At 73.5% G+C, this 25,545-nt stretch carries 16 protein-coding genes; 11 read left to right on the top strand and 5 right to left on the bottom strand.

The genetic code is table 11. The features are described from left to right. Positions 1-7 precede the first annotated feature (7 nt). From ABT118_RS26890 to ABT118_RS26860, 7 genes are all read left to right on the top strand, one after another. Complete coding sequence (locus tag ABT118_RS26890; RefSeq protein WP_350674152.1) at positions 8-1,363, top strand: ABC transporter substrate-binding protein; 1,356 nt, start codon at positions 8-10, stop codon at positions 1,361-1,363. Between the two features lie 73 nt (positions 1,364-1,436). After that, positions 1,437-2,441 (top strand): carbohydrate ABC transporter permease, encoded by a 1,005-nt coding sequence (locus tag ABT118_RS26885; RefSeq protein WP_350674149.1) that lies wholly within the window; start codon positions 1,437-1,439, stop codon positions 2,439-2,441. After that, a complete protein-coding gene (locus ABT118_RS26880; RefSeq protein ID WP_350674146.1) occupies positions 2,438-3,373 on the top strand; it encodes a carbohydrate ABC transporter permease in 936 nt (311 codons plus the stop codon). The genes ABT118_RS26885 and ABT118_RS26880 overlap by 4 nt, the downstream gene beginning before the upstream one ends. A gap of 154 nt (positions 3,374-3,527) precedes the next feature. Next, positions 3,528-6,605, top strand: coding sequence for an Ig-like domain-containing protein (locus ABT118_RS26875; protein ID WP_350674143.1), 3,078 nt, complete (start codon positions 3,528-3,530; stop codon positions 6,603-6,605). A 147-nt stretch (positions 6,606-6,752) separates the two neighbouring features. Beyond that, entirely contained in the window at positions 6,753-8,312 is a 1,560-nt protein-coding gene (locus tag ABT118_RS26870) for a DUF4153 domain-containing protein (protein ID WP_350674140.1), read from the top strand. A 145-nt stretch (positions 8,313-8,457) separates the two neighbouring features. Next, complete coding sequence (gene rnhB / locus ABT118_RS26865; RefSeq protein WP_350674136.1) at positions 8,458-9,141, top strand: ribonuclease HII; 684 nt, start codon at positions 8,458-8,460, stop codon at positions 9,139-9,141. A gap of 348 nt (positions 9,142-9,489) precedes the next feature. Next, positions 9,490-9,885 (top strand): hypothetical protein, encoded by a 396-nt coding sequence (locus tag ABT118_RS26860; protein WP_350674133.1) that lies wholly within the window; start codon positions 9,490-9,492, stop codon positions 9,883-9,885. A gap of 55 nt (positions 9,886-9,940) precedes the next feature. Here ABT118_RS26860 and ABT118_RS26855 read toward each other — a convergent pair whose 3' ends face one another. Together ABT118_RS26855 and ABT118_RS26850 are read right to left on the bottom strand one after the other, a co-directional pair. Continuing rightward, complete coding sequence (locus ABT118_RS26855; protein ID WP_350674130.1) at positions 9,941-12,367, bottom strand: PQQ-dependent sugar dehydrogenase; 2,427 nt, start codon at positions 12,365-12,367, stop codon at positions 9,941-9,943. A 10-nt stretch (positions 12,368-12,377) separates the two neighbouring features. Further along, positions 12,378-13,394, bottom strand: coding sequence for a chitinase (locus tag ABT118_RS26850; RefSeq protein WP_350674126.1), 1,017 nt, complete (start codon positions 13,392-13,394; stop codon positions 12,378-12,380). 234 nt (positions 13,395-13,628) lie between these two features. Between ABT118_RS26850 and ABT118_RS26845 the strand changes: the two genes are divergently transcribed. Next, the gene (locus ABT118_RS26845) at positions 13,629-15,083 is read left to right on the top strand and encodes an APC family permease (RefSeq protein ID WP_350674124.1); all 1,455 of its coding nucleotides are present in this window, start codon (positions 13,629-13,631) and stop codon (positions 15,081-15,083) included. Between the two features lie 137 nt (positions 15,084-15,220). Here the strand turns inward: ABT118_RS26845 and ABT118_RS26840 are convergent, their stop codons facing one another. Continuing rightward, a complete protein-coding gene (locus ABT118_RS26840) occupies positions 15,221-15,817 on the bottom strand; it encodes a hypothetical protein (RefSeq protein WP_350674361.1) in 597 nt (198 codons plus the stop codon). Positions 15,818-16,242: 425 nt separating this feature from the next. Next, positions 16,243-18,450: a DEAD/DEAH box helicase gene (locus ABT118_RS26835; RefSeq protein ID WP_350674120.1), complete on the bottom strand. Its 2,208-nt coding sequence runs from the start codon at positions 18,448-18,450 to the stop codon at positions 16,243-16,245. A 221-nt stretch (positions 18,451-18,671) separates the two neighbouring features. On the opposite strand from ABT118_RS26835, the gene ABT118_RS26830 reads away from it, so the two are divergent. Next, complete coding sequence (locus tag ABT118_RS26830; RefSeq protein WP_350674116.1) at positions 18,672-20,288, top strand: DUF4192 domain-containing protein; 1,617 nt, start codon at positions 18,672-18,674, stop codon at positions 20,286-20,288. A gap of 44 nt (positions 20,289-20,332) precedes the next feature. On the opposite strand, the gene ABT118_RS26825 is transcribed toward ABT118_RS26830, so the two are convergent. Further along, positions 20,333-21,646 (bottom strand): alpha/beta fold hydrolase, encoded by a 1,314-nt coding sequence (locus ABT118_RS26825; RefSeq protein ID WP_350674113.1) that lies wholly within the window; start codon positions 21,644-21,646, stop codon positions 20,333-20,335. A gap of 949 nt (positions 21,647-22,595) precedes the next feature. Between ABT118_RS26825 and ABT118_RS26820 the strand changes: the two genes are divergently transcribed. Beyond that, a complete protein-coding gene (locus tag ABT118_RS26820) occupies positions 22,596-24,590 on the top strand; it encodes an amylo-alpha-1,6-glucosidase (protein WP_502884682.1) in 1,995 nt (664 codons plus the stop codon). A gap of 164 nt (positions 24,591-24,754) precedes the next feature. After that, positions 24,755-25,507 carry an NUDIX hydrolase gene (locus ABT118_RS26815; RefSeq protein WP_350674101.1) on the top strand — a complete coding sequence of 251 codons (753 nt, stop codon included), beginning with the start codon at positions 24,755-24,757 and terminating at the stop codon, positions 25,505-25,507. The last annotated feature ends 38 nt before the right edge of the window (positions 25,508-25,545 follow it).

Raw genomic sequence — 25,545 nt, 5'->3', positions numbered from 1 at the left:
GCCGCCGATGACCCTCCGCCCCCGGCTGCTGGCCGTGCCCGCCGTCCTGGCGCTGGCGCTCACGGCGGCCTGCTCCAACTCCTCCACCAGCGGCACCGGCGGCGGCTCGTCCGCCCCGCTGACCGGCGACTGCGTCAAGTACCAGGCCTACGCGGGGCACTCCGGGACCACGGTGACGATGTTCGCCTCGATCCGCAGCCCCGAGTCGGACTCGCTGGAGAAGTCCTGGGCCGAGTTCAGTTCTTGTACGGGGATCAAGATCTCGTACGAGGGCTCGCCCGACTTCGAGTCGCAGATCCAGGTCCGGGTGACCGGCGGCAACGCCCCCGACCTGGCGATCATCCCGCAGCCCGGGGTGCTGGCCCAGATGGTGAAGACCGGCAAGGTGGTGAAGCCGCCGGCCCAGACCGAGGCCAACCAGGCCAAGTGGAGCCCGATCTGGAAGACCTACGGGTCGGTGAACGGGACCTTCTACGCCGCGCCGATGAGCGCCAACATGAAGTCGTTGGTCTGGTACTCGCCGAAGGCGTTCAAGGCGGCCGGCTACCAGGTGCCCAAGACCTGGGCCGAGCTGATGGCGCTGAGCGGGAAGATCGCCGCCTCGGGTTCCACCAAGCCGTGGTGCGGCGGCATCGGCTCCGGCACCGCGACCGGCTGGCCGGCCACCGACTGGCTGGAGGAGGTCGTGCTCGGCACCCACGGCGGCGAGGTCTACGACCAGTGGGTCAGCCACCAGGTGAAGTTCGGCGACCCGAAGATCGCCGCCGCGATGCAGACGGTGGCCGACTGGATGCAGAACCCGACCTGGGTGAACGGCGGCATCGGTGACGTGAAGTCGATCGCCACCACCACCTTCCAGGACGCCGGGGCGCCGATCCTGACCAACAAGTGCGCGATGCTCCAGCAGGCCTCGTTCTACGCGGCGCAGTGGCCCAAGGGCACCAAGATCGGCGAGGACGGCGACATCTTCGCCTTCCAGCTCCCGGCGGTGAACCCCTCGGTGCCCAACCCGGTCGAGGGCGGCGGCGAGTTCGTGGCGGCCTTCTCGGCCAAGCCCGAGGTGCAGGCGGTGCAGAACTACCTGTCCAGCTCGGAGTGGGCCAGCAGCCGGGTCAAGGTCACCAGCGGCTGGGTCTCCGCCAACCAGGGCGTGGACAAGAGCCTGTACACCGACCCGATCGACAAGCTCTCCGCCGCGGCGCTGACCGACCCCGCCGCGACCTTCCGGTTCGACGCCTCCGACCTGATGCCCGCCGCCGTCGGCGCGGGTGCCGAGTGGAAGGCGCTGACCGCCTGGTTCGCCGAGGGACAGGCCATCCCGAAGGTGGCGGCCGACATCGATGCGGCCTGGCCGCAGCAGTAGTCGTTCGTCACGGGGCAGCGCGGGTCCACCCGCCCGCGCTGCCCCCAACCCCTGTGCCGGGAAGGACCCCTGAATGCCCGCCACCCTGAACGTGGCCGCCTCCGCCTGGACCGATGCCGGGATCAAGTTCGGCAACAGCCTGGGCGCGATCGCCGGGTTCCTGGGCATCCTGCTGCTGATCTTCTTCGTGGCCGGCCGGGCCACCGGCCGGTTCGCCCGGCCGCTGGCGATCCTGGTGATGCTCGGCCCGGCCGTGCTGCTGCTCGTGGTCGGCCTGGTCGCGCCGCTGGTCCGGACGGTCTTCCTGAGCTTCTACAACGCCGACAGCGACCGCTCGGTGGGCCTGCGCAACTACGAGTGGGCGCTGACCACCGACTCGATCCACACCGTGCTGCTGAACACCGCGCTCTGGCTGCTGGTGGCACCGCTCACCGCGACCGGCCTCGGGCTGGCGCTGGCGCTGCTGGTGGAGCGGATGCGCTGGCAGGGGCTGTACAAGTCGCTGATCTTCCTGCCGATGGCGGTCTCGCTGGTCGGCGCGGGGATCATCTGGAAGTTCGTCTACGAGTCCCGCGGCGCGGGCCAGCCGCAGATCGGCCTGCTCAGCCAACTGGCCGTCAGTCTGGGCTGGGAGGACCCGCCGAACTGGATCCTGAGCCAGCCGCTGAACAACTTCCTGCTGATCGCGGTGATGGTCTGGGTCCAGACCGGCTTCGCCATGGTGGTGCTGTCGGCCGCGATCAAGGCGATCCCGGACGAGGTGACCGAGGCGGCCCGGCTGGACGGGGCGCGCGGGCTGCGCCTGTTCTGGTTCATCACGGTGCCGATGATCCGCACCACGCTGGTGGTGGTGCTCACCACCGTCATGATCACCACGCTCAAGGCCTTCGACATCGTCCGCACCATGACCGGCGGCAACTTCGGCACCCAGGTGCTGGCCAACGAGATGTACGCGCAGTCCTTCACCCAGTTCGACGTGGGCCGGGGGAGCACCCTCGCGGTGATCCTCTTCCTCGCGGTGCTGCCGCTGGTGGCCTACAACATCGTCCAGCTGCGCAAGGAGCGTGAGACCCGGTGAGCACTCCGACGACCAGCCCCCCGACGACCGGCGCCAAGGCTGTCCGACGCTCGTTCAGCGGCCCGCTCGGCTCGCTGTTCGTGATCGTGGTGACGGTGCTCTGGACCGTCCCCACCTTCGGCCTGCTGGCCACCTCGCTGCGGCCCAAGCAGGAGGTGGCGACCACGGGCTGGTGGGAGGTGTTCGCCCACCCCGGGCTGATCCTGTCCAACTACCACACGGTGCTGTTCGAGGGCGGCTTCGGCGTCAGCTCCGGGATGATGCCGTTCCTGGTCAACTCGCTGGCGATCAGCGTGCCGGCCACCGTCTTCCCGCTGGTGATCGCGGCGATGGCGGCGTACGCGCTGGCCTGGGTGCGGTTCCGGGGCAGCGACACGGTCTTCTTCGTGATCTTCGCGCTCCAGGTGGTGCCGCTGCAGATGGCGCTGATCCCGCTGCTCCAGCTGTTCTCCGGCGGGGCGCACCTGGGCGGCTTCACCGTCATCCCGCAGGTGGACCTGAGCGGGACGTACGCACCGGTCTGGCTGGCGCACACGATGTTCGCGCTGCCGCTGGCCACCTTCCTGCTGCACAACTTCATCTCGCAGCTGCCGCGCGACCTGATGGAGGCGGCGGTGATGGACGGGGCCTCGCACTTCAAGATCTTCCGGTCCATCGTGCTGCCGCTCTGCACCCCGGCGCTGGCCTCGTTCGCGATCTTCGAGTTCCTCTGGGTCTGGAACGACCTGCTGGTCGCGCTGACCTTCGCCGGCGGCACGCCCGAGGTGGCGCCGATGACGGTCCGGCTGGCCCAGCTCTCCGGCTCCTTCGGCGGCCGCTGGGAGCTGCTGACGGCCGGGGCCTTCCTCTCGCTGATCATCCCGCTGATCGTCTTCTTCGCGCTCCAGCGGTACTTCGTCCGAGGACTGTTGGCAGGATCCGTCAAGGGGTGACGTGCTGACGGGGTGTCATGCCTCGGGAATGTGTGGATTCTGCGGACGCGGCCTCGCTCCAAGCTGTACACCGGTAACGGCATTTAGCCAGTGATGTTGTTATCAGACACTTGGGGTGGGTGTGCGGTACAGGGGAAGACTCTCAGGGCTCTTGGTGGCCCTGCTGACGGCGACGGCGCTCGGCGCGGCGCCGGCGAGCGCGGCCGAGACGGCCACGCTCGGCAACACCACGATCGGTACCGCCACCGACTCGGGCGACTCCAACCATCTGAACGCCTCCCGGTTCGTGATGGGGGCCAAGGGCGGCCAGGTCAGCAGCATGAGCGCGTACGTCGGGCCGGTCGGCACGGCGCCCAACAACCAGTACCAGCTGGCGATCTACCAGGACGCCAGCGGCAAGCCCGGCGCCCTGGTGGCCAACAGCGCGGCCGGCACGCTGACCGGCAACAGCTGGAACATCCTGCCGGTCGCGGCCACCCTGGCCCCCAACACCCCGTACTGGCTGGCCTACAACAGCAACGGGGCGGGCCCGGCGGTCAACAACCTGAAGTACAACACCGGCGGCAAGGGGACCTACAGCAACGCCGGTACCCCGTACGGCAGCTGGCCCGCGAGCTTCGGCGCCTCCACCGCCACCACGCTGGACTTCTCGATCCAGGCGACCTACACCCCGACCGGCGGCGGCACCACCGCCCCGGGAGCGGGGCCCGGCACGGCGGGGCCGGTGCTGCTGGTCACCACGGCGGCCAACCCGTACAGCAAGTACTACGGCGAGATCCTCAAGGCCGAAGGGCTGAACCACTACCAGGTGGTCGACCTCTCGCAGGTCACCCCGGCGCTGCTGGCCCAGCACGACCTGGTGCTGCTCGGTGAGACCCCGCTGACGGACAGCCAGGTCACCGTGCTGACCAACTGGACCAACGGCGGCGGGCGGCTGCTCGCGATGCGGCCGGACAAGAAGCTGGCGCCGCTGCTCGGCCTGACCGCCACGGCGGCCACCCAGGCCGACGCCTACCTGCGGATCGACACCTCGGCCGCCCCCGGGGCGGGGCTGACCGGCGAGACCATGGGCTACCACGGCACCGCCGACCGCTACACGCTGAACGGCGCCACCGCGGTGGCCTCCCTGTACAGCGACGCCTCCACCGCCACCGCCAACCCGGCGGTCTCGCTGCGCGCGGCCGGCTCCGGCCAGGCCGCCGCCTTCACCTTCGACCTGGCCCGCTCGGTGGTGCAGACCCGGCAGGGCAACGTCGCCTGGGCCGGGCAGCAGCGCGACGGCACCGACGGCTACGAGGCCAGCGAGATGTTCTTCGGCACCAACGGCCAGTCGAACTGGAACGACCTGGACAAGGCGCTGATCCCGACCGCCGACGAGCAGCAGCGGCTGCTGGCGAACCTGATCACCCGGATGGACCTGGCGAAGACCCCGCTGCCGCGGTTCTGGTACTTCCCCCGGGACGTCAAGGCGGTGGTGGTGATGACCGGTGACGACCACGGCGTCGGCGGCACCGCGGGCCGCTGGGACTACTACATCTCGCAGAGCCCGCCCGGCTGCGTGGTGGCCGACTGGCAGTGCGTGCGCGGCTCCTCCTACCTGTACAGCGGCGGTCCGATGACCGCCTCGCAGGCGCAGGCCTACTCGGACGAGGGCTTCGAGGTGGGCGTGCACATCACCACCGACTGCCGTCCCTGGGGCACCCCGGCGGCCCTGCAGTCCATGTACGCCAGTCAGTTGAGCGCCTGGAAGGCCAAGTACCCGGCGCTGCCGACGCCTGCGGGCAGCCGCACGCACTGCGTGGAGTGGGACGACTGGGCCACCCAGGCCAAGACCAAGCTGGCCAACGGCATCCGGCTGGACCACGACTACTACTTCTACCCGTCCTCGTTCGTGCAGGACCGGCCCGGCTTCTTCAACGGCACCGGCATGCCGATGCGGTTCGCCGACACCGACGGCAGCCTGATCGACGTCTACCAGGCCACCACCCAGCTCACCGACGAGTCCGGCCAGTCCTACCCGGGCACGGTCAACACCCTGCTCGACGCCGCGTACGGCCCGCAGGGCTACTACGCCGCGCTGACCGCCAACATCCACACCGACTTCGCCGCCTCGCAGACCTCCGACCAGGTGATCGCGGCCGCCAAGGCCAAGGGCGTGCCGGTGGTCTCCGGCCGCCAGCTGCTGACCTGGCTGGACGGGCGGAACGGCTCGGCCTTCACCGACCTGGCCTGGAACGGCAGTTCGCTCGGCTTCAAGATCACCGGCGGGACGAACGGGCTGCGCGCGATGCTGCCGGTGCAGTCCGCCACCGGGACGCTGATCGGGATCAGCCGGGGCGGGCAGGCGCAACCGTACCGGGTGGAGACGGTCAAGGGCGTCGCCTACGCCTTCTTCGACGGCGCGGTCGGCAGCTACACCGCGACCTACGGCCAGGACACCACCGCCCCGACCGTGACCGGGACCTCGCCCGCGAGCGGGGCGCCGGCCGCGCCGGCCACCGGCCCGGTCCGGTTCTCCTTCAGCGAGCCGCTGAACGGGGCGACGGTGACCGGCTCGGCCGTCACCGTGCAGCCCACCGCCGGGGGAGCGGCGGTGGCCGGGACGGTCTCGTACGACTCGACCACCAGCGGGGTGGTCTTCACCCCGGCCGCGGCGCTGCAGCTGACGACCGGTTACACGGCGACCGTGCAGGGCGTCCGGGACGTGGCGGGCAACCAGCTGGCCGCACCGTACGTGCTCACCTTCACCACGGCCGGGCCGCCGCCGCTGACCGTCGGCAACAACGAGATCGGCACCCAGATCGACGACAACGACGCGAACCACCTGAACGGCAGCCGGATCACCACCGGCGCCGCCCCGGTGGCGCTCGACCAGTTGAGCGTGCACGTCGGCGCGGTCAGCCCGGCGCCCAACAACCAGTACCAGCTGGCCGTCTACACCGACAGCGCGGGCTCGCCGGGCACCCTGGTGGCCACCACCGCGCCGGGGACGCTGACCGCCAACTCCTGGAACGCGCTGCCGATCGACGTCACGCTCACCGCCGGGACGTCGTACTGGCTGGTCTACAACAGCAACGGGGCCAGCCCGGTGCTGAACAACATGCACTACAGCACCGGGGCCTACGGCATCGGGGCGTACCTGAGCGCCGCGACGCCGTTCGGGACCTGGCCGAGCAGCTTCGGCACGGCCACCAAGACGGCGCTGGCGTACTCGCTGTTCGGGTCCTACTGACCCGTCAGGTTCTGTCACAGCTCTGCGACAAGGGCGTCGCGGGGATGTTTTGAACCTGTTCAGAACTGGCGTCGAACCCCTAGAGTCACGAGCGGCGCGGCATCCCCGTCCGGATCCGCGCTGCTCGTCGAACTCTGAGGGAGCGTCATGTCCAGTCCCGCGAAGCCGGCTCCGCCGATACCCACCGGCCCCTGGCGGCCACCCGTCGCACCGCCGAAGCCCGCCTGGGTGACCGCGACCGAACCCCGGGTGGCCGCGCAGCCCCGACTGCGGGTGCTGGCGGCGGCGGTGGCGACGGGCCTGATCGCGGCGGTGACCCTGGTCGACGGGATCGGGGCCAACCTGCTGCTGCTCGGCCTGGCGGCCGCCGCGGCGGCCGCCGGTGCCGCGCTGGCGGGCGGACGCCGGCCCCGGCCGTGGACGCTGGTGTGGGCCCTGGTCGCGCTCGCCCTGCTGGCCGTCCCGGTGTTCACCGACGCGGGCTGGCCGGTCGCGGCGGCGGTCGCCGCCGCGCTCGGCGTCGCCTCGCTGGCCCTGCACGGCGGGACCAGGTGGGCCGGGGTGCTGATCGGCCCGCTGGGCATCTGGGGGAACTTCGTGCCGTCCCTCCCCTGGGCGGCCAAGGCGCTGCGCGGCCGGGAGTACCCCGCCAAGGAGAAGGTGCTGCCGGTGCTCAAGGCGGCGCTGGTCGCCGGGGTGCTGCTGCTGGTCTTCGGCGCCCTGTTCGCCAGCGCGGACGCGGCCGTCGCCGACCTGCTGGACGGGCTGACCCCGGACGCCGACATCGGCGAACTGCCGGTCCGGACGGTGCTCTTCGTGCTCGGCCTGGTGTTCGCCCTCGGCGCCGCCCGCACCGCCGCCGCCCCGCGCCGCTGGGACCGGCTGCCGGTCGCGCCCGGCACCGGGCGCGGCCGGATCGAGTGGGCGGTCCCGATGATCGCGCTCAACCTGCTCTTCGGCGCCTTCGTGGCGGTCCAGGCCGTGGTCTTCTTCGGCGGCTACGAGGCGGTCATGAGCAAGCCCGGGCTGCTCCCCGCCGAGTACGCCAGGCAGGGCTTCTGGCAGCTGCTCTGGGTCACCGTGCTCACCCTGGCCGTGGTCGCGCTCGCCCAGCGCTGGGCACCCCGGGCGACCGCCGCCGACCGCCTGCTGGCCAAGATCCTGATCGGCCTGCTCTGCGCACTGACCCTGGTGGTGGTCGCCTCGGCGTACTACCGGATGCACCGCTACGTGGAAGCCTTCGGCCTGACCCGGCTGCGGATCTCGGTCACCGGCGCCGAACTCTGGCTCGGCGCCGTCCTGGTGCTGGTCCTGGCCGGTGTCCTGTTCGGCTCCCGCCGCTGGCTTCCGCGGGCCGTGGTGCTCAGCGGCGTGCTCGCGGTCGCGGTGTTCGGGCTGATCCGCCCGGACGCGCTGATCGCCGAACAGAACGTCACCCGCTACGAGAAGAGCCGGACCATCGACGTCGGGTACCTGCGCGGCCTCTCCGCCGACGCGGTGCCCGCGCTGGACCGCCTCTCCGGCGACCTGCGCACCTGCGCCCTGCAGCGGATCGACACCGAGCTGGCCTCCGGGAACCGGGCCTGGTGGGCGACCAGCCTGGCCGGGAGCAGGGCGGCCGGGATCCTGTCCGACCGCCCGGTCCGGTCGGACCGGGGCGAGGCCTGCGCCCGGGCCGGGGTCAACCTGGACGACGCTCGGTACTGAGGCCTCCGGGCCCGTGACGTGGCGGTCGCGGGCGTGCCGGGGGGCACGTCCGCGACCGTCGGGACAGCAGTGGGGGTGTCGTAGGCTGAAGGCGCAGACCGCAGCCGCGGGCACCCCTCGCCCGCCCCGCCGGATTGGAACCCCGATGCCGTACGAGCCGCCCACCCACTCGGTCGAGCGCTCGCTGCGCCGGGCGGGGGCCCAGGTGGTCGCCGGGCTGGACGAGGTCGGCCGGGGCGCCTGGGCCGGGCCGGTCACGGTCGGCGCCGCGGTGACCGGGCTACGCAAGGCACCGGAGGGGCTGACCGACTCCAAGCTGCTCACCGAGAAGCGCCGCACCGGGCTGGCCCCGGTGCTGGCCGACTGGGTCACCGCCTACGCGCTCGGCCACGCCTCACCCGAGGAGTGCGACGAGCTCGGCATGACGGCCGCGCTGCGGCTGGCCGCGACCAGGGCGCTGGAGGCCCTGCCGGTCCGTCCGGACGCGGTGATCCTGGACGGCAAGCACGACTACCTGGGCGGCCCGTGGCGGGTCCGGACGGTGATCAAGGGCGACCAGTCCTGCGTCTGCGTGTCGGCCGCCTCGGTGCTCGCCAAGGTGGAGCGGGACGCGATGATGGCCGAGATCGGCCTGGAGCACCCGGAGTTCGGCTTCGCCGACAACGCCGGCTACCCCTCGCCGGTGCACCGCGCGGCGCTGGAGGAGTACGGCCCGACCGGGCAGCACCGGCTGTCCTGGTCCTACCTGGACGCGCTGCCGAGGTGGAGCCACCTCAAGCGCAGCCGGTTCGCCGAACCGGCCGACGAGCAGCTCTCGTTGGGCTTCTGAGCCCTGGTCCGGCGGGACGGACCGTCCGTTGGCCCCGGGTTCGCCGGGAGTTGGGCCGGGGGGCGACGGTTCGGGTCCCAATGATTGCCGGTCGGTTCCAACTGGTGGGGCGCCCGTGCGCATTCGACCGGCATTTGATAGACATCGGGCATGCCTGTCTTCCCCGAGGAGCCGGAGATTCACGAGAGTATCCCGGGCCCCGGCGTTCCCTTTCCGCGAGAGTCGGACGCACGAGCCCCCCGCCCATCTGTCCCCGCTGCCGCCCGCCCGGTGCCGGGCCCGCGTCCGGCCGCACCCAGGCCGGGGCCCCGGCCCGGTCCGCCGCCGGCCCGACGTCCGGGCGTCCCGGTGCAGTTGGTGCCGGCCACCGCGCAGGACGCGGTCGGCCGGGCCGACGACACCGTCGACCGGCTGCTGGAGTCCGGCCGCCGGCCGGAGCACGTCCTGGTCCTGACGGTCGGTGAGCCGCACCCCTGGCAGCAGCACGAGCTCACCTTCGGCGAGGAGCGCTACTGGGCGCAGCTCACCGAGGGCGGCGACGTCTTCTACGCGGACGCCGCCGCGACCCGGACGGTCGGCCGCGAGGTCGTGGTCCTGGTGGTCAACTCCCGGGCTGCGGGTGACCGGTTGGCCGGTACCGCCCGCGCGGCGCACGCGCTGGCGAAGGAGCTGCTGGTGGTCTGCGGCGACGCGGACAGGGTGGCTCCGCTGTTCCCCGGGGCGAGCACGCCCGTCCCGGCCTGAACCGTGCTGCGGCGGCCCCGGGGCCGGGGTCGCCGCAGCACAGCGCCGGAACCGGTCAGCCGATGGTGATGCGGAACAGCTTGTCCGCGCCGTCGGCCGCCCCGCCGTTGTTGTCGGCGTTGGTGGTGGTGAGCCAGAGCTGGTCCGCGCCGGGCACCTTGGTGACCGTCCGCAGCCGGCCGTAGGTGCCGACGTAGTAGGAGGTCGGCGTACCGACGGTCTCGGTGTCGCCGTTGATCGGGATCCGCCACATCCGCTCGCCGCGCAGGGCGGCCAGGTAGACCACGTTGCGGACGATCGCGATCCCGCTGGGCGAGGCCACGTTGACCGCCCAGGTGGCCTTCGGGTTGGTCATCCCCGCCGTGCTGCAGGTGCCTTCGCAGGTGGGCCAGCCGTAGTTGGCGCCGGGCTTGATCAGGTTGAGCTCGTCGAACTTGGAGTCGCCGAACTCGGCCTCCCAGAGCCGCCCGCTGCGGTCGAAGGCGAGGCCCTGCGGGTTACGGTGGCCGTAGCTGTACGCGTAGTTGCCGAACGGGTTGCCGGGGGCCGGCCTGCCCTCAGTGGTGAGCCGCAGGATCTTGCCGTTGAGCGAGTTCTTGTCCTGCGCCCGGGCGCCGGTCTGGGCGTCGCCGGTGGAGGCGTACAGGTACCCGTCCGGGCCGAACGCCAGCCGCCCGCCGTTGTGGTAGCGGTTCTTCTGGATGCCCTGGAGCAGCACGGTGTAGCCGCTCAGCGCGGTGCCGTCGTAGTTCATCCGGACGATCCGGTTGCCCTCGGCGGCGGTGTGCATGAAGTAGACCCGGTGGTTGGCCGACCAGGCGGGGTCGACCGCGACGCCGAGCAGGCCGCCCTCGCCGTCGGTGGTGACGGCGTTGGGCACGGTGCCGACCTGGGTGCGGACCCCGGCCGGGGTGACCTTGAAGACCTTGAAGCTGTCCCGTTCGGTCACCAGCGCGGTCTTGCCGTCCGGCATCCAGAACACGCCCCAGGGGATGGTCCACCCACCGGAGAGGGCGGCGGGCGAGCCGGGAACCCCGCCGTCGGAGGAGCAGGCGCCGGTGGTGAACGACGCCGCCCCCGACGGCGCCGAGGAGCCGCCCGCGGTGTCCCTGGCCACCACGGTGAGGGCGAACGGGGCGTCACAGGCCAGCCCGGTCACGGCGGTTGAGGTGGCGGGCGGAGTACCGGTGACGGTCTTCACCACGGCGTTGCCGCTGCGGATCTCGTACGCCACCACGCCCTTGTCGTCGGTCGAGGCGGCCCAGGAGAGCGTCGCCCCGGTGGAGTTGACCGCCGAGACGGCCGGGGTGCCCGGGGTGCTGGGCGGCGGGTCGCTGCCGGCCGGGGTGGTGCAGTCGACCGCGACGCTGGCGGCCGAGGCGTTGCCGGAGGCGTCCCGGGCGATCACGGTGAGGTTGTAGGTGGTGTTGGGGGTGAGGCCGGTGAGTTCCTTGGCGGTGCTGGTGCCGGGGGCCTCGCCGATCTTGTTGCCGTGCTCGTAGAGGTCGTAGGCGCTGACGCCGACGTTGTCGGTCGAGGCGCCCCAGGAGAGGGTCAGGCCGTTCGGTCCGACCGCCGAACAGCTGGGCGCCCCGGGCCTGCTGGGCGCGGTGGTGTCGGCGCCGGCGCCGACCTGGAGGCGGTCCAGGTTGGGACCGCCGTTGGCGGTGGTGGCGGTGGCCCGGACCTTGTTCGCCCCGGCGGTCAGGTTGGCGTTCACCGTCCGGGTGGCCCAGGTGTCCCAGTCGGCGGTGGGCGGGAAGGCGACCCCGGTGGCGACCACGGTGCCGTTCACCGCGATGTCCATCGGCCGGTCGGCGGTCCCGGCGTTGGCGTACCGGAAGGCGAGTCCGGCACTGCCCGCGGTGGCGGCGCTGACCGTGAACTCGACCCAACTGCCCACCACGTTGCTGTAGTCGACGAAGCCGGTGCCGGTCCAGCCGGTGTGGTTGGCGGCCACGGCGGCCTGGCCGGTCGCGGCGTCCTCGGCCTGGTAGTCGGCGGTGGGCGCGGTGACGTCCAGGTCGAGGGCGTCCAGGTTGGGCAGGCCGGCCGCGCTGGTCGAGGTGAGGCGGATCCGGTTCGTCCCGGCGGAGACCGGGGCGGTGACGGTGGAGGTGGCCCAGTCGTCCCAGGTCCCGGTGGACGGGAAGGAGCGGGCCGCCGAGACCACGGCGCCGTTCACAGCCAGGTCACCGGGGCGGTCCAGGGTGGTCCCGTTGGCGTACCGGATCGCGATCGCGGCGGTGCCGGCCGTGCTCGCGGTCACCGTGAACTCGACCCAACTGCCCACCACGTTGTCGCCGTTGACGAAGCCGGTGCCCGAGTACCCGGTGTGGTTGGACTCCACCGCGCCGAGCGAGACGGCCGCGCCCTCGGCCTCGTACCTGGTCGGCGCGGCCGAGGCGGTGGTCGGTACCGTGACCAGGCCGACCACCAGCGCGGCAGCGGCCAGGCCGCCGACTCCCCTGAGGAGACGCATCGTCGGCCCCTCAGCCCTTGTACTGGACGACGATCTTGGTGAACGCGTACGGCGACTGCGCGATGCCGCTGCACGCGTCGGCGTCCGTGCCGCTGCCGCACTGGCGGTCCCGGTTGACCGACCAGAACGCGAACCGGGCCAGGTGGTGCTGCTGGGCGTAGGCCAGGATGGTCTTGAAGTCGCCGGTGGTGACGGTCTCGCCCGGCTCGTCGGTGATGCCGTTCATCGAGGAGACCCCGCTGTGCCGGTAGGCCTCGTCGTCGCTGTAGCCGTAGGCGCTCTTCACCGAGGCCTTCAGGCCCTCCAGTGCGCTGACCGTGGCCTGCCCCATGGTGCCGGTGTGGCCGCCGAAGTCGAACGGCATGATGATCCAGCCGTCGTTGGCCAGTCCGGCCTTCGCACCCCGCTTGATCAGGTCCTTGCCGGTGGCGTCCGGCCCGCTCGGGGTGGTGCCCATGGTCACGTACGTGACGATGCCGGGGTTCTTGGTCTTGACGATCTTCAGGGCGTCGACCACCCGCTGACGGACCGCCGCGTTGGAGAACTCGGTGTCCTCGATGTCGATGTCCAGCGCCTTCAGGCCGTAGGCGTTGATCACCTTCTGGTACGCGCCGGCCAGTGCGGTGGCGCTGCTGCACTTCTCGCCGAGCTTGTTGCCGCTCCAGCCGCCGACCGAGATGACGATGTCGCCCCCGGCCGCCCGGATCGACTTGATCGCCGCCTCGTCGGAGCCGCCGGTGAGCGGACGGCTGCCGTCCCACTTCGGGTTGCAGCCGCCGTCGGAGAGGACGAAGGCCAGCGTGAACCACTTCACGCCGGTGGCCGCCATCACGTCGGTCGGCTTCTGCGGGTTGCCCCAGCCGAGGTACTCGTACGGGGCGGCGGCCATCGGCCCCGGGCCGGCAGCGGCAGCTGCGGTGGGCACGGCGGCGGTCGCGGCGGTGGTGGGGGCCAGGAGAAGGACGGCGGAGCTCAGGGCGGCGGCCAGCAGCACGCTGGTGGTGCGGCGGGGAGCGGAACTGGGCATGTCTGCTCGCTTCTTGGGTCTGGTGCGGGGGAAGTGCCGGACGTGGCGCCGGACTTGAGGGCACCGTTCAGAATCGAGCCCTGAGCGCGAGCGGTCAAGAGTCATGGTTAGGAAAGTTTCCGATTGGTTGCTCCCGGTCGTTGCCGCCACCTGGGGTCCGGGTCTTGACGGATAAAGTAATGCTCTCTAACTTAAGGGCCCCGCCATCTCGCAGCACAGCTCGGAGGCTCCCCGATGTCCCCAGGTCTCAGCCGAAGAATCGGCCTCTTCCAGGCCACCACCATCAACATGAGCCAGATGTGCGGCATCGGACCGTTCGTCACCATCCCGCTGATGGTCGCCGCGTTCGGCGGGCCGCAGGCCGTGATCGGCTGGATCGCCGGCGCCGTCCTGGCGCTCGCCGACGGCCTGGTCTGGGCCGAACTCGGAGCCTCGCTGCCCGGCGCCGGCGGCACCTACGTCTACCTGCGGGAGTCGTTCCAGTACCGGACCGGCAAGCTGATGCCGTTCCTGTTCGTCTGGACGGCGATGCTCTTCATCCCGCTGATCATGTCCACCGGCGTGGTCGGCTTCGTCCAGTACCTCGGCTACCTCTGGCCGGACCTGAGCACCGGCCAGGGCGACCTGGTCGGCCTGGCGGTCTGCGCACTGGTCGTGCTGCTGCTCTGGCGCCGGGTCGAGAGCATCGCCAGGCTCACCACGGTGATGTGGGGCGTGATGATCCTCTCGGTCACCGCCGTCATCCTGGCCTGCTACACCAACTTCAGCCCCAGCCGGGCCTTCGACTGGCCCGCCCACGCGATCGAGCTGACCCACGGTCAGTTCTGGATCGGCTTCGCGGCCGGCCTCACCATCGGGATCTACGACTACCTCGGCTACAACACCGCCGCCTACCTCGGTGCCGAGGTCAAGCAGCCCGGGCGGGTGATGCCGCGCGCGATCGTGTTCTCGATCATCGGCATCATGGCGATCTACCTGCTGCTCCAGATCGGGGTGCTGGGCGCGATGGACTGGCGCGAGATGCTCGACCCCGACTCGGCCGCCTCGAAGTCGGTCGCCTCCGCCGTCCTGGAACGCACCTGGGGCAAGGCGGCGGCCGAGGTGGTCACCGTACTGATCCTGCTCACCGCCTTCGCCTCGGTCTTCACCGGGCTGCTCGGCGGCTCCCGGGTGCCCTACGACGCGGCGCGCGACGGCGTGTTCTTCCGCGCCTTCGGCCGACTGCACCCCCGGCACGGGTTCCCGGTGCTCGGCCTGCTCGCGATGGGCGCGGTCACGGCCGGGGGCTTCTTCTTCAGCCGGCACATCGGCACCAGCGCCGACCACCCGCCGCTGACCGTCCTGATCAACCTGCTCACCACCGTGATGGTGATCGTCCAGGCGCTGTCCCAGATCGTCGCGCTCTCGGTGCTGAGGCGCCGTCAGCCGAACCTGAGGCGGCCGTACCGGATGTGGCTCTACCCCGCGCCGAGCATCCTCGCGGCCGTCGGCTGGCTGGTCATCTACGGCTACGCAGACCGGAACGCTCCCGGCTTCCACCCGATCGAGCTCTCGCTGCTCTGGGTCGCGGTCGGCTGCGGCGCCTTCCTGGTCTGGGCCCGGAAGGAGGGCACCTGGCCGTTCGGGCCGAAGCAGGTGCGGGAGGAATTCCTGACCGCCCAGCTGGAGGAGGAGCAGGTCAGGGCCTGACTCCGGCGCAGGACCTGACTCGGGGGTGGGGCCTGGCTTCGGGGTGGGGCCGGGTGCTGTTCGCGGCGCCCGGCCCCGGCGATTTGGGGCAGGCCGGGAGCCGGATCGCCGGGAACCGGGAGCCGGGACGGCTCGGGTCAGGCGGTGGCGATCCGGCGCAGCGGTTGGACCTGAGCCGCCTGGCCGGGGCGGCCGAGGCCCTGGGGCTGGGCCTGGTGCCGGCCCTGGCCCCCGCTCTGGGACGGGCGCGGCGCCAGCTCGGTGACGGTGTGCACCGGGCCGTCCACCCAGGAGCCGGAGTGCGGGTTGCGGCCGCTCCGGCCGTCCCCGAGCGACTGCCAGCCGCTGGGCGTCAGCGCGATGTACGAACCGCAGCGCAGCCCGTGCAGGGCCGCCGCGTCCCGCAGGGCCCACATCCATGCACCGTCCTGCTGGGTCCAGCCCGGGGCGCCCTCGCGGCAGCGCAGCAGCACGGCCGTCCGGTGCGGCCTGGCCCGGCGGAGGTCGTGCGGGGTGACCTGGCGGAGGTGGGCGAGGATCTCGTTCCGGTGCTGCCAGCCGTCCTCGGTGTGCTGACGGGAGGCGAACGAGGCGGAGGCGGTGACCTGGTGCAGCGCGTCCAGTACCGCGACCACGGTGGTGCCCGGCTGCGGGAGGTGCCGCTGGTGCAGCTCGGCCACGAACTCGCGCGGCGCCCGGAGCAGCGGGATGTCGGAACCGCTCCAGCTCTCCAGGTCGAGCGTGCGCCTGCGGTCGGACGGGGATCTCCCGGAGAACCGGTGTCGGTCGCTGCCGCTGATCACGATCCTCCTCCCGGCCCGCCGCCCGTGGTTCGCAGGGCGCGCGGACGTGTCTGCGTACGCCGAAGGCCGGGTCCGTCGGACCGGGCTCTGGGTACCTCCCAATTCTCGGGTCAGATGGGGGCGAGCGGCAACGATGAAATGACGAACGCCGCCCGAATGCCGATGGTCTGCCGGATATATTCCACCGCGAACCGGCTGCCATTCGGCTGACGGTGGACCGGATCTGTCAGGTCGGACACACCCCGGCCGCCCGCACGGACCCGAACGGACCCGGACGGGGCCCCGCCGCCGGGCTCGGGCCGGGACGGACCGGGCGGGTCACGGGGCAGGTCGGGACGGACCTGGCAGGTCACGGGTCAGGCCTGGACGGCGAGGGTGAGCGGGAGGACTCCGGCCGCCCCGGCCTGGCGGAGCAGCCGGGCCGCGACCGTGACCGTCCAACCGGAGTCGACCAGGTCGTCCACCAGCAGGACCGGACCCGGTGCGGCCGCGATCGCCTCCTTCAGCCCGGGCGGCACCAGCAGGGCCCCGGCGAGCGAGTGCAGGCGCTGCGCGCTGTTGCTCCGGGCACCGCGCGGCGGCTGGCCGCCCGCGTACTCCAGCCGGCCGAGCAGCGGGAGCCGGCCGACCTCGGCCAGCCGGGCGCCGAGACTGCCGACCAGCTGCGGGCGACGGGCCGAGGCCATCGTGACCACGCCGACCGGCCGGGCCGACCTCCCGCCGTCGGCGTCCGCCGGGCCGGCCCAGCCGCCCGGACCGCGGGCCCAGTCGGCCAGCACGGTGACCATCGCGTCCAGCACCTCGGCCGGGACCGGGACGTCGGGTGCGTCGTCGGCCAGCAGCGTGCGCAGCCGGGTGCCCCAGCCGATGTCGGAGAGCCGCCCGAGCGCCCGGCCGGTCTCGGCCTGCTCACCCGCCGGGATGCGGCCCTTGAGCGGGACGCCGATCGCCTCCATCCCGGTCGGCCAGAGCCGGCGCGGCTCGAAACTGACGCCGGGTCGGCCGAGTGCGGCCCGGGCCGCCGTGTCGGCCTCGGCCGAGATCTCGGCGCTCGGCCGGGTGCCCGCGCAGTTGTCGCACCGGCCGCAGGGGGCGGCCTGCTCGTCGTCCAGCTGGCGGCGCAGGAACTCCATCCGGCAGCCGGTGGTGGCGGCGTACTCGCGCATCGCCCGCTGCTCGGCCTCGCGGGACTCGGCGACCTTCGCGTAGCGCGCCGCGTCGTACGCCCAGGGCTGCCCGGTCGCCGTCCAGCCCCCGCGCACCCGGCGGACGGCGCCGTCCACGTCGAGCACCTTGAGCATGGTCTCCAGCCGGGCCCGGCGGAGGTCGACCCGCGGCTCCAGGGCGGCGGTGGAGAGCGGGCGGCCGGCCTCGGCGAGGGCGGCCAGCGTCCGCCTGACCTGCTCCTCGGCGGGGAAGCCGAGCGAGGCGAAGTACTTCCAGATCGCCTCGTCCTCGCGGCCGGGCAGCAGCAGCACCTCGGCCCGGTCCACCCCGCGGCCCGCGCGGCCGACCTGCTGGTAGTACGCGATCGGGGAGCCGGGGGAGCCGAGGTGCACCACGAAGCCGAGGTCGGGCTTGTCGAAGCCCATGCCGAGGGCGGAGGTGGCGACCAGGGCCTTCACCCGGTTCGCCAGCAGGTCGGCCTCGGCGGTGCGGCGCTCGGCGTCCTCCGTCCGGCCGGAGTAGGAGGCGACCGGGTAGCCGCGCTCGCGGAGGAAGGCGGTCACCTCGTCGGCGGCGGCCACCGTCAGGGTGTAGACGATGCCGGAGCCGGGCAGCTCGGCGAGGTGGTCGGCCAGCCAGGCCAGCCGGTGCGCCGGATCGGGCAGCTGGAGCACGCTCAGGCTGAGGCTCTCCCGGTCGAGCGGGCCGCGCAGCACCAGTGCGGTGCCGTCGCCCGCCTCGCCGTGGGCACCGGTGCCGAGCTGGTCGGCGACGTCGGCGGTGACCCGGGCGTTGGCGGTGGCGGTGGTGGCCAGCACCGGGACGCCGGGGGAGAGCTCGGCCAGCATGGTGCGCAGCCGGCGGTAGTCGGGGCGGAAGTCGTGGCCCCAGTCGGAGATGCAGTGCGCCTCGTCGACCACCAGCAGGCCGGTGGACGCGGCCAGCTTGGGCAGCACCTGGTCGCGGAAGTCGGGGTTGTTCAGCCGCTCGGGGCTGACCAGCAGCACGTCCACCCGCCCGGCCGCCACCTCGGCCTGGATCTCGTCCCACTCCTCGGGGTTGGCCGAGTTGATGGTGCGGGCTTGGATGCCGGCCTTGGCGGCCGAGTCGACCTGATTGCGCATCAGGGCGAGCAGCGGCGAGACGATCACGGTGGGGCCCGCCCCCCGGGCCCGGAGCAGCGCGGTGGAGATGAAGTACACGGCGGACTTGCCCCACCCCGTCCGCTGCACCACCAGCGCCCGGCGGTGGTCCACCACCAGGGCCTCGATGGCCAGCCACTGGTCCTCGCGCAGGACGGCGGCCGGGCCGGCCAGCTCACGGAGCACGGCCTCGGCCTGCGCCCGGACGGCGGCGCGGTCGGGAGTGGGGGCGGGGTGCTGCAGTGGCTGGGTCATGGCTCATGGATACAGGCTTGGGGCGACAGACGGCGAACGGCGCCCTGGGGAAGTCGCCAACCCATTGATCAGTAGATCATCTGAATGAGTGTCATTTGTCCGCTTCTGTCGGCATGTTGTGGCTACTCCGAACGGGTGTACTGATGCTGGACCCCCTCGGTTGTCCACAGGGAAAGGGCTCCGGCCGGGCGGAGAGGCCGTGCGGCGGCAGGCTTCCCCCCATGAACGGCAACGAGGAACACCTCATCCAGTCCGCCACCGGTCCGCTCTCCGGCCAGGTCCCGCTCCAGCTGCGCGGCCCGGCCGACATGGCCGAGATGCTGCCCTACCTGCTCGGCTTCTTCCCGGACGACAGCGTGGTCGCCGTCGGCCTGCAGGGGCCGCTGCTCCAGCAGGGCGGGGTGATCCGGCTCGACATCCCGGCCGATCCCGCCGAGTGGCCCTCGGCCGCGGTCGACACGGCCCGGTTGCTGGTCACGCTCTCCGAGCGGCGGGACAGGCCGCCCGAGCAGGTGCTGCTCTACCTCTGCCGGGATGCGGCGCGGCCCCCGGGCGGGAGCCCGGCGGGAGGTGGCACCCCGGGGGCGGCCGACGGGTCGGGGCCGGTCGACGGGGCCGGGGTGCTGGCGGGGCTCCGACCGCTGGCGGATCAGCTGGCGCAGGCGTTCCGGGCCGCCGGGGTGCTGGTGAAGGAGTCGCTGCTGGTCTCGGACGGGCGCTGGTGGTCCTTCCTGTGCGGCGGGGAGGGCTGCTGCGACCCGGCCGGGGTGCCGATCCGCTCGGTCCGGCTGCCCAGTCCGATCGCCGCGGCCGCCGCCTTCGCCGGCGTGGCGCCCCGGGGCAGCCGGAAGACGATCGCCGCCGGTCTGGCCCCGATCGGGCCGCCGGAGGACGAGCCGGTCCGGGCGGCGATCGAGTGGGCCGGGCCGCAGCTGATCCACGAGCTCTCCGGCCCCGGCGGGCGGCCCGCGACGCTGGAGCGGACGGCCGTGCTGCTGGCCGAGGCGGTGGCCGAGTTCGGCAGCGGGGCCAGGGAGCTGGACCCGTCCCGGGCGGCCCGGCTGCTGGTCGGCCTGCAGGACAAGCTGGCCCGCGACCGCGCGGCCGAGTACGCCGAGCCGGACGAGCTCGTCCCGGCCCAGCGGCTCTGGCGCTACCTCGCCCGGCACTGCGTCCCGCCGTTCGAGCACTGCGCCGCGCCCCCGCTGACGCTGCTGGCGTGGACGTCCTGGCTGGCGGGGGACACCGCGACGGCCCGGGTCGTGCTGGCCCGGGTGCTCGACCTGGACCAGGGGTACACGCTGGCCCAGCTGCTCTACGAGTCCCTCAACGGGGGCCTCCAGCCGAGCGAGCTGCACGACCGGGTCCGCCAGGAGCGCCGGGCCCGGGAGCAGCTCGCGGGCCTGCGGCTGTCGGACGTGATCCTCCCGCCGGACAACCCCGGGCCGCCCGCTGCCCCGCCCCCGCCGTTCGTGCCCCCGCCGCGGTTCGAGCCGCCCGAGCCGCCCGCCGCCGCACCCCCGGCCGGGGCGTCCGCGCCCCCGACACCCCGTCGGGACCACCCGGCCCCACCGGATCACGCCGACGGCCGGCCCGGCCGACCGCGGGTGCCCCGCCAGGCCGGGGCGGACGATCCCGGGCGGTCCGGCCAGCCGCCCTCCTCCCGGCAGGGCCGCCGGAAGGCCCGCCGCTCCGGCCGGGCCACCGGTGGTGGCGGTGGCGGCAGCAGCGGTGGCCCCGCGTTCGACCTCTCGGAGGAGGCGGGCCCGGCCGCCGTCCGGGCCGCCCGGCGGTCGCACCGCCCGCACCGCTCCCACCGGGCCAGGCGGGCGAGATGACGGAGCGTCGGTTCGGCCCGCCGTCCGGGCCCGGTCCGGAGGCCCTACAGCTCGCCGCGCGCCATCCGGATCAGCCGGTCGAGCACCGCGCCGCCGCTCACCCGCAGCCCGTCGTGCTCCCACTCGTTGGTGACCCAGGCCCGCAGGCCCCGGACGGCGTCCGCGGTGGCCAGCGAGTCGGCGGTGTCGACGTACATGTCGTCGTGGTAGACCGCTGCCACCACCGGCACCTGATTGGCCGCCAGCCGCTCCGGGGAGTACAGGTCGGGCCAGTCCGACTGCTCCGCGAGCAGCTGGGCGGTCTCCCGCAGCGCCTGCAGCGCGGGGTCGGTGTCGAACAGCGCGGGGTAGATCATCTCCCCGGTGAAGAGCACCGTCCGCCCCTCCTGCAGCGCCGCCTCGGCGTCGAACTCGGGGAACTCCTTGCGCACGCGCTCGGCCGCCCACTCGGTCCCGGCCGGGTCGACCGAGCGCTGCCCGTAGATCGACTCGTGCAGCACCGCGTACAGCGGCCCCTGGGCGAAGGAGAGTTGGGCCTGCACCCCGGCCAGGAAGAGGTCGGAGAGCTCCGGCCCGCCGACGCCCTCGATCCAGGCGTCCTCCAGCAGGTAGTGCAGGACGTGGGAGCCGCTCCCGGTGCCGAGCAGCATCCCGAGGCCCTGGAAGGCCTCCACCGTGAGCAGGCCGCCGCCCGGCAGCTCGGCCGGCCGGTCCAGCAGGTGCGCGGCGATCCGCTGCACCGCGGCGACGTCGTCCGGGTAGCGGGCGTAGTGCGAGGCGTTCTTCCGGGCGACCCGGGGGTAGGCGGCCCGGTAGACGTCCTCGGCCGAGCTGCGCAGGCCCGGCAGGCCGCCGGTCACGAACGCCTCCTGCAGCCCCTCGGGCGCGAGCGAGAGGTAGGTGAGGGTGCAGAAGCCGCCGAAGCTCTGGCCCAGCAGGGTCCAGCGGCCGGCCTCCCCGAGCAGCCGACGGCGGATCAGTTCCGCGTCCCGGACGATCGAATCGGCCCGGAAGTGCACCAGGTAGTCGGCCTGCTGCCGGGGCCCGCCCCGCCGGGCGAGGGTCTGGCGGGTGGCTGGAGTGGAGCGGCCGGTGCCGCGCTGGTCGAGCAGCAGCACCCGGTAGTCCTCCAGCGCCCGGACCAGCCAGCCGTCCCGGCCGATCGGCCTGTTCGCCCTACCGCCGGGGCCGCCCTGGAGGAACAGCAGCCAGGGCAGATCGTCACCCTCCCGACCGGAGGCGACCACCTCACGGGCGTACACCTCGATCTGCTCGCCCTCGGGGGCCTGGTGGTCGAGCGGCAGCTGGAAGAGGTGGTCGACGGTGACAATCCCGGGCAGCCGGCTGGCGGTGGACATACAACTCCTCGGTACGTGCTGGTCACAGGGCGCTGAGCGGTGGCCGCTCACAGTGTTCCCGGTGCGACCGCCGTCGCCAACGCACCGTATCCTGACGCAGGCGAAGGGACGGCCGACCGGGGATCGGGCCAGGTCACTTCGGCTGCGAACGACTCGGGGGTCGTCGCCGGACGCCGCTGCGGCGGCCGTTCGGGACGGTGTGACAACCGCTGGAGCAGGCGATGCGCCTGCCGATGGCGGCCGGATCGGCGTGACCTGGGGGAGGGGCGGTGCGTTCAACCTGCTGGGCATATGCGCCGGCCGACCGAGGCAACCCCGGACGGCGAGTGCCCGGGCGCCGGAGTCCATGGTGGAGCCGGTGTCGGCGTCGGAGCAGCGCGGCTCACGGCGAGGGCGGACTCGGCCCGACCACCCGGGACCGCAGCACGGGCTCCGGCCCGGTTCGGCGTTTTAAGGCCGGTCCGCCCGCCGCTCCGGCCCAGCAGTACCCGCCCGTGATCGAGCACGTGCCCGGCCGACCGGCTGCCCAGCCGTCGACCGGCCGAAGAAGGAGAGCCTGGTGACCGACCCGAGGCCGCCCCGGGACACGCCGCCGCCCGCCGGGTCTGCCGCACCGTCAGGTCCCGCCGGGCCCACCCCTTACCCCGCCCCCGGAAGCGGCACCGGCTTCCCGGCGCAGGTTCCGGCCCCGGCGGCCCCGCCCGTGCCGGCCTGGTCCGGAGCGGCCCCGGCTGCTCCGCCGTTCCCTCCGCCGTTCCCGGCCACCCATCCCGGAGCGGTACCGCCCGGCCCAGTCGGCCCGCCCCGGGCCCCGTCCGGTCCGCCCGCTGCGCCGTCCCTGGCGCCGCCCGCCGCGCCCGGCCCCGGCCAGCCGCCGCGCCCGCCGGTCCAGGGCCGCCCGCAGCCCGTCTCCACCCACGCCACCGTGCTGTGCGTCAGTGCCCCGGCGATGGCCGCCTCCGGGCCGGACGGCCAGCTGCGCGGGCAGGGCCTGCACGGTTTCTACCGCGCGGGCGTCCGCACGCTGGCCCGGATGGAGCTGCGGCTCGGCGGGATGGAGCCGATGCCGCTCCAGGGCACCCTCACCTCGGCGGCCGAGGCCCGCTTCGTCGGCGCCGTCCGCCTCCCCGGCGACCCCGACCCGGACCCGACCCTGACGGTCGAACGCCTGCGCCACGCCAAGGGCGTGGAGACCGTGACGGTACGGAACACCGGCAGCCGTCCGGCCCGCATACCGCTGGAGATCGCCCTCGGCACGGATCTCGGTCTGCTGGCCGAGATCGCCGCCGGTCAGCGGTCGGCCGACCTGCCCGGGCAGGTCCAGTCCGCCGGGCTGCGCTGGGCCGGTCCGCGGCACAGCGCCACCGTCACCGCCCGGCCCTCGCCGCACGCCGTGCTGGCCGGGGCCGGGGTGCTGCGCTGGGACTTGGAGGTGCAGCCCGGGGCCCGCTGGTCGGTGGAGCTGGGCACCGAGCTGGAGACCCTCACCCCGGAGGGCGTACGGCCACCGACCGGCCGGGGCGCGGGGGTTCCGCTGCCCTGGTCCGAGCCCGAGGTCCGGTGCGACGACCCCCGGGTGGAGCTGCTGGTGCCGCGCTCGCTCGATGCGCTCGGCAGTCTGCTGGTCGCCGATGCGGACCGGCCGACCGACCTCTACGCCGTCTCCGGAGCGCCCTGGCGCTTCGGGCTGACCGCCGCCGACGCGCTCTGGGCGGCCAGGCTCGCCCTGCCGCTTGGTACCCGCCTGGTGGCCGGCACGCTCCGTGCGCTGGCCCGCCGCCAGCCGACCGCCGGTCCGCAGTCCGGGGTGATCCCCGGCGTGCTCCGGCACGCCGGGCCCGAGCTGCCGCCGTCCTGCACGGCCACCGAGGCGACCCTGCTCTTCGTCACCGTGCTGGCGGAGGCGTGGCGTTGGGGCCTGCCGCGGGCGGAGGTGGCCGAGCTGCTGCCGGCCGCCGAGCGGGCGCTCGGCGCGCTGCGCGCCAACATCACCGACGACCGTCCGGCATTCGACCGGCCGGCACCTGACCGCCCGGCGGTCGGCCCCGAGGGTCCGGTCGGCTTCGTCACCGACCTCGGCCGGACGGCCGAGGAGCGGGCGGCCCGTCCGGTCCCGGCCCGCTGCGAGGTGCAGGCCCAGGCCCACCGGGCCGCCCTGCACGGGGCCGAGCTGCTGGAGGCCTTCGGCCGTCCCGGCGCGCAGGAGTGGCGCGACTGGGCGGCAGGTCTGCGGGAGCGGTTCCGGGAGCAGTTCTGGCTCGACGACCTGTCCGGCGGCCGCCCCGCGGCCGCCCTGCTGGCCCCGGGCCGTCCGCTGCCCACCGTCGCGTCCTCCTTCGTCCACCTGCTGGATCTCGGCCTGGCCGGGGACGGCGGTCGGCACCAGGGTCTGCTCGACCGGGAGCAGACCAGGATCCTGGCCCAGCGCCTGGTCGCCCCGGAGTTCGACTGCGGCTGGGGCCTGCGGACTCTCAGCACCAAGTCCCCCCGGTTCAACCCGCTCGGCCACCGCAGCGGCGCCAGCCGGGTGCACGAGACGGTGCTCGCCGTCACCGGCCTGGCCGAGGCCGGATTCGAGCGGGAGGCCAGGGTCCTGCTGGACGGCCTGTTGGACGCGTCCACCCACTTCGAGGGCCGGCTGCCCGAGATGTACGCGGGGGAGCAGCGGGTGACGGGGTGTCCGCCGGTGCCGCACCCCGCCGCCTGCCGGCCGGCGGCGCTCTCCGCCGCAGCCGTCGTCCACCTGGTGACGGCTCTGGCAGGGGTCCGTCCTGACGTTCCGGCAGGCCGGGTCACCGTCCGCCCGGCCAGCACCGCCCCGCTCGGGGAGCTCGAGCTGGGCGGCCTGCGGGTGGCGGGCGAGCCGTTCTCGGTCCGGGTCAGCCGGATCGGCGTGGCCGTGGTGGAGGAGGCGTCCCCGGAGCTCCAGCTCGGCGCCCGCTGACCTGGCGCCTGCTGAGCATGCGCCCGTTACCGGGCCGGGCGACAGCCCGGCCCGGCCCGGGAGCGGCGCTGCCGATGCGCGTCCGGTCGTACCTTTCGGGCCATCCGACGGAGTGCCTGACGCCACCTGTGCTTATCGTCAGACGGACGACTATGATCGTCGCCATGTCGCGTTATGACCCGTCGGCCTTTCCCCCGTTCGCTGTCACGGTCGACCTGGTGGTGCTGACGGTGCGGGAGCACGCGCTCTGTGCCCTGTTGGTCCGGCGAGGCGAGTCCCCGTTCCAGGGCTACTGGGCGCTGCCCGGCGGCTTCGTCCGCCCGGACGAAGGCCTCGCCGAGGCCGCCTCCCGTGAGCTGGCGGAGGAGACCGGCCTGCGCGCCCACTCCGCGCCGGGCCCCGGCCCGGGCACTGCGGCCGGCGCCCACCTGGAGCAGCTGGCCACCTACGGGCACCCGCAGCGCGACCCCCGGATGCGGGTGGTCAGCGTGGCCCATCTGGTGCTGGCCCCCGACCTGCCGACGCCGCAGCCCGGCGGCGACGCCAGCAGCGCCCGCTGGGCCCCGGTCGGCGACCTGCTCGGCCCCGCCCCGGTCGAGGGCGTCCCGCTCGCCTTCGACCACGGCAGGATCCTCGCCGACGGCGTGGAGCGGGCCCGGTCCAAGATCGAGTACTCCTCGCTGGCCACCGCGTTCTGCCCGCCCGAGTTCACCGTGGGCGAGCTGCGCCAGGTCTACGAGGCGGTCTGGGGCGTGGTCCTCGACCCCCGGAACTTCCACCGCAAGGTGACCGGCACCCCGGGCTTCCTGCTGCCCACCGGTGGGACGACGACCCGTCAGGGCGGCCGCCCCGCACAGCTGTTCAAGGCGGGGGGCGCCACCGTGCTCAATCCGCCGATGCTCCGCCCCGAGTCCTGATCGCGCCCGAACCCGCCGCTGTCCCCTGATCGGGTGAG

The sequence above is a fragment of the Kitasatospora sp. NPDC002040 genome (genome assembly GCF_040296785.1).
In the GTDB taxonomy this organism is placed as follows: domain Bacteria; phylum Actinomycetota; class Actinomycetes; order Streptomycetales; family Streptomycetaceae; genus Kitasatospora.
The sequence above is the reverse complement of the archived record's forward strand: the minus strand, read 5'-3'. Positions and strand labels throughout refer to the sequence as shown.

Bases quoted from the DNA above. Each gene is read 5' to 3' on its own strand.
- ABT118_RS26890 (WP_350674152.1), top strand. From the start codon at position 8: ATGACCCTCCGCCCCCGGCTGCTGGCCGTGCCCGCCGTCCTGGCGCTG.
- ABT118_RS26885 (WP_350674149.1), top strand. From the start codon at position 1,437: ATGCCCGCCACCCTGAACGTGGCCGCCTCCGCCTGGACCGATGCCGGG.
- ABT118_RS26870 (WP_350674140.1), top strand. From the start codon at position 6,753: ATGTCCAGTCCCGCGAAGCCGGCTCCGCCGATACCCACCGGCCCCTGG.
- rnhB (WP_350674136.1), top strand. From the start codon at position 8,458: ATGCCGTACGAGCCGCCCACCCACTCGGTCGAGCGCTCGCTGCGCCGG.
- ABT118_RS26855 (WP_350674130.1), bottom strand. From the start codon at position 12,367: ATGCGTCTCCTCAGGGGAGTCGGCGGCCTGGCCGCTGCCGCGCTGGTG.
- ABT118_RS26850 (WP_350674126.1), bottom strand. From the start codon at position 13,394: ATGCCCAGTTCCGCTCCCCGCCGCACCACCAGCGTGCTGCTGGCCGCC.
- ABT118_RS26845 (WP_350674124.1), top strand. From the start codon at position 13,629: ATGTCCCCAGGTCTCAGCCGAAGAATCGGCCTCTTCCAGGCCACCACC.
- ABT118_RS26835 (WP_350674120.1), bottom strand. From the start codon at position 18,450: ATGACCCAGCCACTGCAGCACCCCGCCCCCACTCCCGACCGCGCCGCC.
- ABT118_RS26830 (WP_350674116.1), top strand. From the start codon at position 18,672: ATGAACGGCAACGAGGAACACCTCATCCAGTCCGCCACCGGTCCGCTC.
- ABT118_RS26825 (WP_350674113.1), bottom strand. From the start codon at position 21,646: ATGTCCACCGCCAGCCGGCTGCCCGGGATTGTCACCGTCGACCACCTC.
- ABT118_RS26820 (WP_502884682.1), top strand. From the start codon at position 22,596: ATGGCCGCCTCCGGGCCGGACGGCCAGCTGCGCGGGCAGGGCCTGCAC.
- ABT118_RS26815 (WP_350674101.1), top strand. From the start codon at position 24,755: ATGTCGCGTTATGACCCGTCGGCCTTTCCCCCGTTCGCTGTCACGGTC.